Here is an 11,771-nt window from a genome sequence, read left to right on the forward strand (position 1 = left end):
CTAATAATTCAACTTGGTTCTGTCTTTTATTCTGTGTCCTTCCCAGTCCTGCCCGGGCGCCGGCCCGGACCTGCCCCGGCACGGCCCGGCCCGCCGGGCCGTGCCGGGGCAGGTCCGGGAGAGATCAGGGGTGGTCAGGGGGGTGGTCACCCCCGGTAGATCGCCTCGATCTCATCGGCGAAGTCCTTGGCCACCACATTGCGCTTCAGCTTCAGCGACGGCGTGATGTGGCCGGCCTCCTCGGTGAACGGCGCGGCGAGAATCCGGAACTTGCGCACCGACTCCGCCTTGGAGACGGCCGCGTTGCCGTCGTCCACCGCCCGCTGCACCTCGGCCAGCAGCTCCGGGTCCCCGCGCAGCTCGGCCGCCGTCGCCCCCTCGGGCCTGCCGTGCTCCGCCGCCCAGCGGCCGAGGAAATCCTCGTCCAGGGTGATCAGCGCGCCCACGAAGGGCCGCCCGTCGCCCACCACCATGCACTCGCCGACCAGCGCGTGCGCGCGAATCCGGTCCTCGATCACGGCCGGAGCGACATTCTTGCCGCCCGCCGTCACCAGGATCTCCTTCTTGCGGCCCGTGATCGCGAGATAGCCGTCCTCGTCCAGGGTGCCGATGTCCCCGGTGTGGAACCAGCCGTCGGCCAGCGCCTCGGCGGTCGCCTCCGGGTTGTTCCAGTACCCCGTGAAGAGGTGCTCGCCGTGGAGCAGCACCTCGCCGTCGTCGGCGATCCGCACCACGGACCCGGGCAGCGGCTGCCCGACCGTGCCGATCTTCTGCCGGTCCGGCGGGTTGAACGCGGTGGCGGCGCAGGACTCGGTGAGGCCGTACCCCTCCAGCACCGTGAACCCGATCCCGCGGAAGAAGTGCCCCAGCCGCTCACCGAGCGGCGCGCCGCCGGAGATCGCGTGCTCCACCCGGCCGCCGAGCACCGCCCGCATCTTGCTGTAGACGAGCTTGTCGAAGATCCGGTGCTTGATCCGCAGCCCCAGCCCCGGACCCTGGGCGGTGTCCAGCCCCCGGCTGTAGTCGATCGCGGTCTGCGCGGCCTTGTCGAAGATCCTGCCCTTGCCGTCCGCCTGCGCCTTGGCCCGGGCGCCGTTGTAGACCTTCTCGAAGACCCGGGGGACACCGAGGATCAGCGTCGGCCGGAAGGTGGCCAGCTCATCGGTGAGACGGCTGATGTCGGCGACACAGCCCAGCTTGATCGGGGCCATGATCGCGGCCACCTCCACCAGCCGCCCGAAGACATGCGCGGCCGGCAGGAAGAGCAGCACCGAGCACTCGCCGGTACGGAAGAGGGGCTTCAGCCGCTCGACCGCGTTGCCGCACTCCGCGAAGAAGGCGCGGTGGGTGAGCACACAGCCCTTGGGGCGCCCGGTGGTGCCCGAGGTGTAGACGATCGTCGCCGGGTCGTCCGCCTTGGCGGTCTTGCCGCGCTCGTCGACGGTGGCGTCGGAGATCTCCGCGCCCGATGCGACCAGCTCCCCGACCGCGCCCGCCTCGATCTGCCAGATGTTCCGGAGCGCGGGCAGCCGCTCCCGTACCGACTCCACGGCCTCGGCGTGCGCCGCGCTCTCCACCAGCGCCCCGACCGCGCCCGAGTCGGAGAGAATCCACGAGACCTGCTCGGCGGAGCTGGTCTCGTACACCGGCACGGTCACCGCCCCGGCGCTCCAGATCGCGAAGTCCAGCAGCACCCACTCGTAGCGGGTACGGGACATCAGGGCCACCCGGTCGCCGGGCTCCACCCCCGCCGCGATCAGGCCCTTCGCCGCGGCCCGCACCTCCGCCAGGAACTGGGTGGAGGTCACATCGGTCCAGACGCCCGCGACCTTTCTGCCCACCACGGCCACATCGGGGTGCTGGGCGGCGTTGCGGCGGATCAGATCCGTCAGATTGCCGTCCGAAGGGACCTCGTACAGGGCCGGAAGGCTGAACTCGCGCAAGACTGCTGCTCCTCATCGGGCGCCGGCGCCACGGCTCTGTGTGTGATGCACCGGTTGCGGTCCATGGACGGGCGGATGCTCATCTCTGGGGTGAGCACGACTGGACTGCCCGGACGTTACCCACCAGTACCGCTGCCGGATAGGGGGTTCCGGCCAGATGTTCGCTGCGTCACACGCGTATGACAGTACTTCGCGAGGGTAGTCCACACCCCCGCCCAGCAGAAAGAACGACCGGCCCAACCCCTCTGTCCAGCGGCCGAGCAGTCGCTCTAGGCTTCACGCCATGCCAGGCACCCGGGTGAATGTGGTCAGCGATGTACACGGCAACGCCAGAGATCTCGCCAACGCGGGCGACGGCGCCGACGCCCTGATCTGCCTCGGCGACCTCGTTCTCTTCCTCGACTACGCCGATCACTCGCGCGGCATCTTCCCCGATCTCTTCGGCACCGAGAACGCCGATCTGATCGTGAGCCTGCGCACCGCCCGCCGCTTCGAGGAGGCGCGTGAGCTGGGCCGCAGGCTCTGGGCCGGGCTGGAAACGGACCGCGACACCGCCATCGAGTCCGCCGTGCGCAAGCAGTACGCCGAGCTGTTCGCCGCCTTTCCCGCACCGACGTACGCCACCTACGGCAATGTCGACATCCCCGCCCTCTGGCCCGAGTACGCCCGGCCGGGCACCACCGTGCTCGACGGCGAGCGCGCGGAGATCGGCGGCCGGGTCTTCGGCTTCGTCGGCGGCGGGCTGCGCACCCCCATGCGCACCCCCTACGAGATCTCCGACGAGGAGTACGCCGCCAAGGTCGAGGCCCTCGGCGAGGTCGATGTCCTCTGCTCCCACATCCCGCCCGACGTGCCCGAGCTGACCTACGACACCGTCGCCCGCCGCTTCGAGCGCGGCAGCCCCGCCCTCCTCGACGCGCTGCGCCGCACCCGCCCCCGGTACGCCCTCTTCGGCCATGTCCACCAGCCGCTCGCCGCCCGGATGCGGGTCGGCGCCACCGAGTGCGTGAACGTCGGCCACTTCGCCTCCACCGGCCGCCCCTGGACCCTCTCCTGGTGACCCCTCCCGGTGCTCCCTCCCGCCGCTCCGGCGACCTCGGACCGGTGCGCGGAGGGCGGTACGGTCCGCGATAGCCTGCAACCACACCAATCATCCCCAGGGCCGTACCGCACTGTTGAGGAGCCGCAGCGATGGCGGAACACACCAGCTCAAGCATCACCATCGAGGCGGCACCGGCCGATGTCATGGGAGTGATCGCCGACTTCGACCGCTACCCGGAGTGGACCGGCGAGGTCAAGCAGGCCGAGGTGATCTCGCGGGACGGCGAGGGCCGCGCCGAGCAGGTCCGGCTGGTGCTGGACGCCGGAGCGATCAAGGACGACCACACCCTCGCGTACACCTGGAGCGGCCCCCACCAGGTCAGCTGGACCCTGGTGAAGTCGCAGATGCTGCGCGCCATCGACGGCTCGTACACCCTCACCCCCGTCGGCGGCGGCGACCGCACCGAGGTCACCTACCGGCTGACTGTCGACGTCAAGATCCCCATGCTCGGGATGATCAAGCGCAAGGCCGAGAAGGTCATCATCGACCGCGCCCTGGACGGGCTGAAGAAGCGCGTCGAGAGCGGACCCGCCGCCTGATGCGCAGGGTCCTCGTCACCGGCCTCGGCGGCGCGGGCCGGACCACCGTCGCCGCGGCGACCGCGCTGGCCGCCGCCGGCCCCGGGAGACGGGTGCTGCTGCTCTCCGCCGACCCCGGGGAGGTCCTCGGCACCCCGGTGACCCGCACCCCGGCCGAGGTCGCCGAGGGGCTCTGGGCCGCCCGGATAGACCCCGGAGCCGACTTCCGGGCCGAATTCCTCGCCCTCCAGGAGCGCGCCGCCGCCGGACTCGATCTCCTCGGCACCGCCGGGCTCGCCGAGGAGGAGCTGACCGAGCTGCCCGGCAGCGAGCAGTTCGCCCTGCTGCGCGGCCTCGCGGAGGCCGCGGCGGGGGAGTGGGAGCTGACCGTCCTCGATCTGCCGCCGGTCCGCGACACCATCGCCCTGCTCGCCCTCCCCGCGCAGCTCCGCCGCTATCTGCGCCGGCTGCTGCCGCCCGAGCGGCAGGCCGCCCGCGCGCTCCGTCCGGTCCTCGCCCAGCTCGCCGGGGTGCCGATGCCCGCGCGGTGGCTCTATGAGACCGCCGCGCGCTGGGACACCGAGCTGGCCGCCGTCCAGTCGCTGATCGAGTCCCCCGACACCGGGCTGCACCTGGTGGCCGAGCCGGGCCCGGCCGCCGCCGGCGCCCTGCGCGCCGCCCGCACCGGGCTCGCCCTCCACGGGCTGCCCGCCGCCGCCCTGCTCGCCAACCGGGTCCTGCCCCGGCACTCCGCCGACACCTGGCTCGCCGCGCTCGCCGCCCAGCAGGAGAAGACCCTCCAGGAGTGGTACGGGGAGTGGGGCTCCGCCGTCCGTGAGATCCCGCACCTGGGGCGCGACCCTCGGGGCCCGGAGGATCTCGCGGAGATCGGCGCGGCCACCGCCGTCACCGGTCCCGGGGAGCGGGAATCGCCGGTGGAGGACCGGCGGGCGGAGGACGGCACCCTCGTGTGGGCGCTCCCGCTGCCCGGCGCGGAGAAGAAGGATCTCGGTCTGGTGCGCCGGGGCGATGAACTGCTCCTCCGGGTGGGCCCGTTCCGCAGGATCGTTCCGCTGCCGTCCGTGCTCCGCCGCTGCACCGTCTCCGGCGCCGCGCTCGCCGACGGCACCCTGAGGGTCCGCTTCACCCCCGACCCGGCGCAGTGGCCGCGTACGCCCTGAGCCGGCCGCTGAACGGCGCGCGTCCGTTCGGGTACCGTCGGAGGTACCGAGCGACCACAGCCGACCCCCCGTGCAGGAGTACGTCATGAGCGATGCCACCGAGCGTCCCGAAGCCGACGCCGATGCCTGGGCCGAGGCATGCGCCGAGGACCTCGCCGCCGAGAAGGCCCGCCGCCGGGCCGAGTACGGCACTCCGCCCGGCTCGGCCGCGGAGGAGCTGCGCAAGCTGTTCGGCGCGGTCGCCGACAAGGTCACCGAGTTCCAGGGCTCGCTGCCCGGGATCGCCGCGCAGAGCGCTGTGCAGCAGTTCGTCAGCCAGGCGAAGTCCGCCGTCGAACCGGTCATCGAGCGCAACCCCCAGGTCTTCGACCACCTCGCCGCCGCCGGCGGTGAGCTGCTCGCGGCCTACCGCTCCGCCGTCGAGGGGCAGGAGCGCCGCTGGACCCGGAACCCCACCAGCGGTGAGGGCCCCGCCGCGAAGGACCCCTCCGACCCGCGCGACACGAGCGGTCCGCGCGGTCCGCGCGACGGGGACCCCGGCCCGGGCGAGCAGATCGACCTGGACTGAGCGGCCCCGGAGACCCGCTCCGACCAGGGGTGTCACGGCCCTCGGGTACGGTTGGCCCATGGCACTCACCATCGGCGTTGACATCGGCGGGACGAAGATCGCGGCGGGCGTCGTCGACGAGGAGGGCACCATCCTCGAAACCCATACGGTGCCCACTCCGTCGACCCCCGGAGGGATCGTCGACGCCATCTGCACGGCGGTCGGCGGGGCCGGTCGGGGCCATGAGATCGAGGCCGTCGGGATCGGCGCGGCCGGGTATGTGGACGACAAGCGGGCCACGGTCCTCTTCGCGCCGAACATCGACTGGCGGCACGAGCCGCTGAAGGACAAGGTCGAGCAGCGGATGGGGCTGCCCGTGGTCGTGGAGAACGACGCCAACGCCGCCGCGTGGGGCGAGTACCGCTTCGGCGCGGGGCAGGGGCACGAGGACGTCATCTGCATCACCCTCGGCACCGGGCTCGGCGGCGGGATCATCATCGGCAACAAGCTGCGGCGAGGGCGCTTCGGCGTGGCCGCGGAGTTCGGGCACATCCGGGTCGTCCCGGACGGGCTGCTGTGCGGCTGCGGCAGCCAGGGCTGCTGGGAGCAGTACGCCTCCGGCCGGGCCCTGGTCCGGTACGCGCGGCAGCGGGCGTACGCGACCCCCGAGAGCGCGGAGATCCTGCTCGGCCTGGGGGACGGCACGGTCGAGGGGATCGAGGGGAAGCACATCAGCGCGGCGGCGCGGGAGGGGGACCCCGTGGCGGTCGACTCCTTCCGCGAGCTGGCCCGCTGGGCGGGAGCGGGGCTGGCGGACCTGGCGTCGCTCTTCGACCCCTCGGCGTTCATTGTCGGAGGGGGGGTCTCCGACGAGGGGGAGCTGGTTCTGGCGCCGATCCGGAAGTCGTTCCGCCGCTGGCTCATCGGCTCCCAATGGCGCCCCCACGCCCAGGTCCTCGCCGCCCAACTCGGCAACAAGGCGGGCCTCGTGGGCGCGGCGGACCTGGCTCGCCAGGGGTAGCCCGCTTGCGCGAGGGGGTTGTGCCCCGTCCGCCCGTTTGATGTGCGCGCTCCCAGCCTCGCCGGCGTTTGAGGCACGGGGGTTCGGGGGCCGGCCCCCGACGGTGGGGTCGCGCGGTGCGGGGGCGTCCTTGAGCGGTGGCGGGCGCCGCGCGCATAGGCTGAGGGCATGGGTACCGCACGCCCCGGCGGCGAGGACCTCCGCGTCCTCAGCTACAACATCCGCTCGCTCCGCGACGACTTCCCCACCCTCACCCACATCATCCGCACCTCCACCCCCGACCTCCTCTTCCTCCAGGAAGCCCCCCGCTTCTTCCGCTGGCGCCACCACGCCGCCCGCCTCGCCGCCGCCACCGGCCTCCTCGTCCTCGGCGGTGGCGCCCCCGCCGCCGGCCCCCTCCTGCTCTGCTCCCCGCGCGTCGGCGTCGAGCGCACCGAGGACATCCTGCTGCCGCTCACCCCGGGCCTGCACCGCCGCGGCTTCGCCACCGCCGTCGTACGGATCGGCGGCGCCCGCGTCGGCCTGCTGAGCTGTCATCTCAGCCTGCGCCGCGACGAGCGCCACACCCAGGCCGGCCTGCTCCTCGACCACCTCGCCGCCATGGATGTCCCGCACACCATCGCCGCCGGAGACCTCAACGAACCCCCCACCGGCCCCGCCTTCCGCCGGATCTCCGCGGAGTTGCAGGACTGCTGGGCCGTCGCCCCGCGAGGCGGCGAGCACACCTATCCGTCCACCGCCCCGACCCGCCGGATCGACGCCGTCTTCGCCGGCCGGGGCCTGCGCGTCCTGGGCTGCGGCGTCCCGGACGACCTCCCCGGCATCACCCCGGCGGACTTCGGCGCGGCCACCGACCACCTCCCGGTCCTGGCCACGCTCAGCCTCCCCGTACCCCCGGTGCTCCCCTAGCGGAGCCTCACACCACGGCTCCCCGCCCCGGGTCGTCGTTCTCCTCGTCGTCCCCGCTGGACATCCGCGCCACCAGCGTGGCGAACCCGCCCAGGAAGCCGCCGATGCAGAGCGTCGTCAGCCACCAGGTCATCTCCCAGCGGAAGAGCACCGCGATCAGCATCAGCACCGGCCCGCCGATCACCGCCAGCCAGGCGAACTTCGCCGTCACATCCGCCTCGGGCAGCGGGGGCGGCTCCGGCGGGACGAAGTGGCCCTCGTCGCTCTCGTCCAGGTCGTCGTCCTTGGGCGCGGCGACCTGGTAGTCACGCGGGCCGGCGCCGCCCACCCCGGGGGCGAAGGTGATCGAGCTGCCGAGCGCCGGACGGTCCTCGTCGGACTCCGGCTCCGGCTCCGGGGGCTCGGCTCTCGCTCTCGGGGTCTCGTTGATCTCGACCCCGCCTTCGAGCTTGGCGAGGTCCTCCACGGACTTGAACGGCTTGGCCCCCGGCGGGTCCGCCGGCTCCTCGCCGTACCCCGCGACGATCGCGGCCCAGGCGGCCTCTTCGTCAATGGGCTGCGGCTCACGGTCCGCGTCATGCTGCTCAGCCACCGGCGGTGCTCCCCTTCGTCCCGACACTTGGAGCGAACCGGCCGATGAACGCGTGACTCTCCTCGAAAATCCGCTCCGCATCGAGGTCCAACGTCGCGACGTGGTAGCTGTGTTCCAGGAGGACCTCCCGGACATCCGTGGAGGAGACCCGGCCGAGGATGCGCGCCGAGTCCACCGGCGGCACCACATGGTCGCGCGGACTGTGCAGCAGCAGCATCGGCTGGGTCACCCGGGGCAGCTCGCGGTCGACCACGCGCAGGAAATCCCGCAGGGAGTTCGCCGCGTGCAGCGGCACCCGGTCGTATCCCACCTCGTGGGCGCCCGGCTTGGCGATGTCGTCGGCCACCCCCGCGGTGGAGCGGACGAAGTGCCGCAGCACCGGCAGCGCCGCCGCGGTGATCCCGTGCACCTTGTTGGCCGGGTTCACCACCACGATCCCGCGCACCGCGTCCCCGTGTCTCGCGGCCAGCCGCAGGGTCAGCGCGCCTCCCATGGAGAGCCCGAGGACGAAGACCTGGGAGCACCGCGCGCTCAGCTCCCGCAGCTCCCGGTCCACCTCCGCGTACCAGTCCTGCCAGCCGGTGATCCGCAGGTCCTGCCAGCGGGTGCCGTGCCCGGGGAGCAGCGGCAGCGAGACGGTCAGCCCGCGCTCGGCCAGATAGTCGGCCCAGGGGCGCAGCGACTGAGGAGATCCGGTGAATCCGTGACAGAGAAGGACGCCGACCTCTCCGCCCTCGTGGCGGAACGGCTCGGCTCCGGGAAGGACCGGCACCGGGGTCTCCTGTTCTGTGGCTGGGACGCCCGCGGCGTGGACTGCCGTGTCGGGGGTGTCCGTGGCGGGCGTTTCTGTGGCGGGGTCGCACAGCTCCGAGGGTGTATTCACCGTACGCGACCGGACTGACACCGACCAGATCCACTGGCCCTCCGGCGCGGAGATACCCGGTCACCTCGGGTTAAGGTCTGTTCGACAGCAATAGGAGGCATTCGAGTTGATCTACGGCGCAATGAAGTTCTCCCTGGGAGGCTCGCTCAAGCTTGCCTTCAGGCCCTGGGTGGAGGGTCTGGAGAACGTTCCCGTCGACGGGCCGGCGATCCTCGCGAGCAACCACCTCTCGTTCTCCGACTCCTTCTTCCTCCCCGCGGTGCTCGACCGGAAGGTCACCTTCGTCGCCAAGGCGGAGTACTTCACCTCGCCCGGGGTCAAGGGCAGGCTCACCGCCGCCTTCTTCAAGGGCGTGGGGCAGCTCCCCGTGGACCGCTCGGGCGCGCGCGGCGCGGCCGAGGCGGCGATCAAGGCGGGGATCGAGGTCGTGCGGGGCGGCGGCCTCTTCGGCATCTACCCGGAGGGCACCCGCTCCCCGGACGGCCGCCTCTACCGGGGCAAGCCCGGCGGGCTCGCCCGGGTCGCGCTGGCCACCGGAGCCCCGGTCATCCCGATCGCCATGATCGACACCGAGAAGATCCAGCCCCCCGGCAAGGTCATCCCCAAGCTGATGCGGCCGGGCATCCGGATCGGCAAGCCGCTCGACTTCAGCCGTTACCACGGCATGGAGGAGGACCGGTACATCCTCCGCTCGGTGACCGACGAGGTCATGTACGAGATCATGAAGCTCTCCGGCCAGGAGTACGTGGACATCTACGCCACGGTCGCCAAGCGCCAGCTGGCCGAGGAGGAGAAGGCGGCGAAGGCCGCCGCGAAGGCCGAGAAGGCCGAGGCGGAGAGAGCCGAGGCGGAGAAGGCCGAGGCGGAGAAGGCCGAGGCGCGGGCTGAGCAGGACGCCGGCGCCGAGGACGGCGGAGCGGCGGACGGCACGGAGTCGACGAACCGCCCGGCCGCCTAGCCGAGACGCGTTCGTTCCTGGGGGGAAGACGTGGGGAATCCGGCCAAGCGCGAGCGGGTCGTACGGATGTCGGTGGAGCTGCCGCTGTGGCGCGCCCTGACCGGCTATCGCGTCCTGACCATGGGGTACGCGGTACTGCTCTTCGTCTTCGAACGGGAGAGGTTCGAGCGCCCCTGGGTCGCCGCCGGATTTCTCGCGGTGATGGTCGTATGGACGCTGGCCACCCTGCCCAGGGTGTTCAGCGCCGACCGGTGCACCAAGCGGTTCCTCGGCGCCGATCTGACCATCGCGCTCACCGGCATTCTCCTCACCCCGCTCGCCGACACCCACGCGCAGCAGGTCGACGGGCCGACGCTGCCGTCGATATGGACCGCCGGCTCCGTGCTCGCGTTCGCGCTCAAGGGCGGCTGGCGCTGGGCGGGCTTCGCCTCCTCCTTTGTCGCCGTCGCCAATATCGTCGAGCGCGGTGAGCCCAGCCGGGACACCTTCCACAATGTGCTGCTGGTCTGGGTCGCCTCCATCGCGATCGGCTATGTGGTCGAGGTCGCCCGCGCCTCCGAGCGCACCCTCGCCCGGGCCCTGGAGATCGAGGCCGCCACCCGGGAGCGGGAGCGGCTCGCCCGCGACATCCACGACAGCGTTCTCCAGGTGCTGGCGATGGTGCAGCGGCGCGGCACCGCGATCGGCGGCGAGGCGGCCGAGCTGGGGCGGATGGCGGGGGAGCAGGAGATCGCCCTGCGCACCCTGGTCTCCAGCGGTCTGGTGCCCGCCACCCGCGTTCCGGGCGACACCCCGGCACGGGCTGTCCCGGCGGACCCCGCCGGGAGCGGGGACGGCGGGGACGGCGGGGACGGCGGGGACGGCGACCGCGATCTGAGGTCGCTGCTCGCCCCGTACGCGGGCCCCGCTGTCACCTTCTCGGAGCCCGGCGCTCCGGTCACCCTGCCGTCCGCCGCGGCACGCGAACTGGCCGCCGCTGTCGGTGCCGCCCTGGACAATGTGGGACGGCACGCGGGGGAGGGCGCCCGCGCCTGGATTCTGGTCGAGGACTGGCCGGACGAGGTGATCGTCACGGTCCGGGACGACGGGCCCGGCATCCCCGAGGGCCGGCTCGCCCAGGCGGAGGGCGAGGGGCGGCTCGGGGTCGCGCTCTCGATCCGGGGCCGGCTGCGGGATCTGGGCGGCACCGCCGAGCTGATCTCGGTGCCGGGCCAGGGCACGGAGGTCGAGCTGAAGGTGCCCCGGACACCGGGTGCGGCACACCGGGCGCGGGGATCACAGGAATCAGGGACAGCACAGGTTTGACGGGGGAAGGCGGACGGAAGATGACGGACCGGATGGAGCGGACGGGCCCGGCGGACCGGGAGGGCCGGGAGGGCCGGGCGGACCGGCGGCCGGTGAGGGTGATGGTCGTCGACGACCACCCGATGTGGCGGGACGCGGTCGCCCGCGACCTCGCCGCCGCCGGTTTCGACGTGGTGGCGACGGCGGGCGACGGCCGGCAGGCGGTGCGCCGCGCCCAGGCCGCCGTCCCGGAGGTCCTCGTCCTCGATCTCAACCTCCCCGAGCTGCCCGGAGTGCGGGTCTGCAAGGAACTGGTCGGCTCGCTGCCCGGGCTGAGGGTGCTGGTGCTCTCCGCGAGCGGTGAGCACGCGGATGTGCTGGAGGCAGTGAAGTCGGGTGCCACCGGCTATCTCCTCAAGTCCGCGAGTACGGAGGAACTGGTCGACGCCGTGCGCCGCACCGCGGTCGGGGACGCGGTCTTCACCCCGGGCCTGGCCGGCCTCGTCCTCGGCGAGTACCGCAGACTGGCGTCCGAGCCCGCTCCGTCCCCCGGGGCCGGTGAGCCCAACGCCCCTCGGCTGACCGACCGGGAGACCGAGGTGCTGCGGCTGGTGGCCAAGGGGCTCTCGTACAAACAGATCGCCGAGCGGCTGGTGATCTCCCACCGCACCGTGCAGAACCATGTACAGAACACCCTGGGCAAGCTCCAGCTCCACAACCGCGTGGAATTGGTGCGCTATGCGATTGAGCGCGGACTGGACGACATCGACGCCTGATCACTCCTTCGGGTGTAGAGGGCGTCTCGTGTCGTCCCCCGTTCTGCTGAATTCCCG

12 protein-coding genes are annotated in these 11,771 nt (G+C 72.5%); 9 read left to right on the forward strand and 3 right to left on the reverse strand.

Annotated features, from left to right (window positions below; translation table 11 throughout):
- Nucleotides 1-146 precede the first annotated feature (146 nt).
- Nucleotides 147-1,943, reverse strand: a complete 1,797-nt coding sequence (locus ABT122_RS03135; RefSeq protein ID WP_351544456.1) for an AMP-dependent synthetase/ligase — start codon at nt 1,941-1,943, stop codon at nt 147-149.
- Between the two features lie 304 nt (nt 1,944-2,247).
- Here ABT122_RS03135 and ABT122_RS03140 point away from each other — a divergent pair, with 304 nt between their 5' ends.
- The 6 genes from ABT122_RS03140 to ABT122_RS03165 all read left to right on the forward strand — a co-directional run bounded on the left by ABT122_RS03140 (nt 2,248) and on the right by ABT122_RS03165 (nt 7,221).
- Nucleotides 2,248-3,003 (forward strand): metallophosphoesterase family protein, encoded by a 756-nt coding sequence (locus ABT122_RS03140; RefSeq protein ID WP_351544815.1) that lies wholly within the window; start codon nt 2,248-2,250, stop codon nt 3,001-3,003.
- 131 nt (nt 3,004-3,134) lie between these two features.
- Nucleotides 3,135-3,584, forward strand: a complete 450-nt coding sequence (locus ABT122_RS03145; RefSeq protein ID WP_351544459.1) for an SRPBCC family protein — start codon at nt 3,135-3,137, stop codon at nt 3,582-3,584.
- Nucleotides 3,584-4,744, forward strand: coding sequence for an ArsA family ATPase (locus ABT122_RS03150; RefSeq protein ID WP_351544462.1), 1,161 nt, complete (start codon nt 3,584-3,586; stop codon nt 4,742-4,744). The genes ABT122_RS03145 and ABT122_RS03150 overlap by 1 nt, the downstream gene beginning before the upstream one ends.
- Nucleotides 4,745-4,829: 85 nt before the next feature.
- Nucleotides 4,830-5,312 carry a DUF5304 domain-containing protein gene (locus tag ABT122_RS03155; protein WP_351544465.1) on the forward strand — a complete coding sequence of 161 codons (483 nt, stop codon included), beginning with the start codon at nt 4,830-4,832 and terminating at the stop codon, nt 5,310-5,312.
- 58 nt (nt 5,313-5,370) lie between these two features.
- The gene (locus tag ABT122_RS03160; RefSeq protein WP_351544468.1) at nt 5,371-6,312 is read left to right on the forward strand and encodes an ROK family glucokinase; all 942 of its coding nucleotides are present in this window, start codon (nt 5,371-5,373) and stop codon (nt 6,310-6,312) included.
- Between the two features lie 168 nt (nt 6,313-6,480).
- Nucleotides 6,481-7,221, forward strand: coding sequence for an endonuclease/exonuclease/phosphatase family protein (locus ABT122_RS03165; RefSeq protein ID WP_351544471.1), 741 nt, complete (start codon nt 6,481-6,483; stop codon nt 7,219-7,221).
- A gap of 7 nt (nt 7,222-7,228) precedes the next feature.
- On the opposite strand, the gene ABT122_RS03170 is transcribed toward ABT122_RS03165, so the two are convergent.
- A complete protein-coding gene (locus ABT122_RS03170) occupies nt 7,229-7,813 on the reverse strand; it encodes a hypothetical protein (RefSeq protein ID WP_351544474.1) in 585 nt (194 codons plus the stop codon).
- Nucleotides 7,806-8,585: an alpha/beta hydrolase gene (locus tag ABT122_RS03175; protein ID WP_351544477.1), complete on the reverse strand. Its 780-nt coding sequence runs from the start codon at nt 8,583-8,585 to the stop codon at nt 7,806-7,808. Before ABT122_RS03175 ends, ABT122_RS03170 begins: the two co-directional genes overlap by 8 nt.
- Before the next feature lie 232 nt (nt 8,586-8,817).
- Here ABT122_RS03175 and ABT122_RS03180 point away from each other — a divergent pair, with 232 nt between their 5' ends.
- The 3 genes from ABT122_RS03180 to ABT122_RS03190 all read left to right on the forward strand — a co-directional run bounded on the left by ABT122_RS03180 (nt 8,818) and on the right by ABT122_RS03190 (nt 11,714).
- The gene (locus ABT122_RS03180) at nt 8,818-9,654 is read left to right on the forward strand and encodes a lysophospholipid acyltransferase family protein (RefSeq protein WP_351544818.1); all 837 of its coding nucleotides are present in this window, start codon (nt 8,818-8,820) and stop codon (nt 9,652-9,654) included.
- Nucleotides 9,655-9,720: 66 nt separating this feature from the next.
- Complete coding sequence (macS, locus tag ABT122_RS03185) at nt 9,721-10,959, forward strand: MacS family sensor histidine kinase (protein ID WP_502976090.1); 1,239 nt, start codon at nt 9,721-9,723, stop codon at nt 10,957-10,959.
- A 101-nt stretch (nt 10,960-11,060) separates the two neighbouring features.
- Entirely contained in the window at nt 11,061-11,714 is a 654-nt protein-coding gene (locus tag ABT122_RS03190) for a response regulator (RefSeq protein ID WP_451068230.1), read from the forward strand.
- Nucleotides 11,715-11,771 lie beyond the last annotated feature (57 nt).

It is taken from the genome of Streptomyces sp. NPDC001985, assembly GCF_040296845.1.
In the GTDB taxonomy this organism is placed as follows: Bacteria; Actinomycetota; Actinomycetes; order Streptomycetales; family Streptomycetaceae; genus Streptomyces.

What these genes read in the sequence shown, in the direction of transcription:
- macS (WP_502976090.1), top strand. Translation starts at nt 9,721, where the DNA reads ATGTCGGTGGAGCTGCCGCTGTGGCGCGCCCTGACCGGCTATCGCGTC.
- ABT122_RS03155 (WP_351544465.1), top strand. Translation starts at nt 4,830, where the DNA reads ATGAGCGATGCCACCGAGCGTCCCGAAGCCGACGCCGATGCCTGGGCC.
- ABT122_RS03190 (WP_451068230.1), top strand. Translation starts at nt 11,061, where the DNA reads ATGGTCGTCGACGACCACCCGATGTGGCGGGACGCGGTCGCCCGCGAC.
- ABT122_RS03150 (WP_351544462.1), top strand. Translation starts at nt 3,584, where the DNA reads ATGCGCAGGGTCCTCGTCACCGGCCTCGGCGGCGCGGGCCGGACCACC.
- ABT122_RS03145 (WP_351544459.1), top strand. Translation starts at nt 3,135, where the DNA reads ATGGCGGAACACACCAGCTCAAGCATCACCATCGAGGCGGCACCGGCC.
- ABT122_RS03160 (WP_351544468.1), top strand. Translation starts at nt 5,371, where the DNA reads ATGGCACTCACCATCGGCGTTGACATCGGCGGGACGAAGATCGCGGCG.
- ABT122_RS03180 (WP_351544818.1), top strand. Translation starts at nt 8,818, where the DNA reads ATGAAGTTCTCCCTGGGAGGCTCGCTCAAGCTTGCCTTCAGGCCCTGG.
- ABT122_RS03165 (WP_351544471.1), top strand. Translation starts at nt 6,481, where the DNA reads ATGGGTACCGCACGCCCCGGCGGCGAGGACCTCCGCGTCCTCAGCTAC.